The sequence below is a fragment of the Vibrio sp. YT-19(2023) genome (assembly GCF_033337395.1).
In genome coordinates this window covers 1-530 of sequence record NZ_JAWOQN010001074.1, presented here as the reverse complement: position 1 = coordinate 530, position 530 = coordinate 1, and the positions used below count along the sequence as shown (strand labels likewise).

Here is a 530-nt window from a genome sequence, read left to right as displayed (position 1 = left end):
CAAGCTGCATAGAAGTGAATTTCACCTGCAATGTCTGATTGACCAGAAAATAATTCTCCTGCGCCGGGTACAGTAAACCAATTGAATACTTCAATACCGCGACCATCAGATGTAGAGATGAGGTAACCTGAAACAAAGATTGTGAGAAGTAATAGATACATCACACCGTGTGCCGCTTTAGCTGCGACGACTTCAAATCGACTGCCTTCTACTTTTGGTGACGCCGTAACATGCTTCCACACGATGCGACCCACAGTAAGAATGGCCAGAAGAATACCGACAGAGCGATGATAATGTGGCGCAGTTCGATACCATTCGCTGTAATAGCTAAGGTCGACCATCCACAAACCCACAGCAAACAGACCAATAATGCAAAGCGCAGAAAGCCAGTGCATTACTCGAGCAGGCAGGTTATAGCTTTTTACCAGTGTTTCCATCTCACGTTCCTAGATATATTCCTAAGTTAATGTTGAGCAAGAAACACAACATTAACCTATTTACCTTATATGAAACAGATTATTTACCATCCT

The 530-nt window shown here is 43.0% G+C and carries 1 protein-coding gene; it reads right to left on the bottom strand.

Features of this window, described 5'->3' with window-relative positions; all coding sequences use genetic code 11:
• A partial coding sequence (locus R7E78_RS30125) for a cytochrome b (protein WP_318059141.1) occupies positions 1–437 on the bottom strand: 437 nt, incomplete at its 3' end.
• Between the last annotated feature and the right edge of the window lie 93 nt (positions 438–530).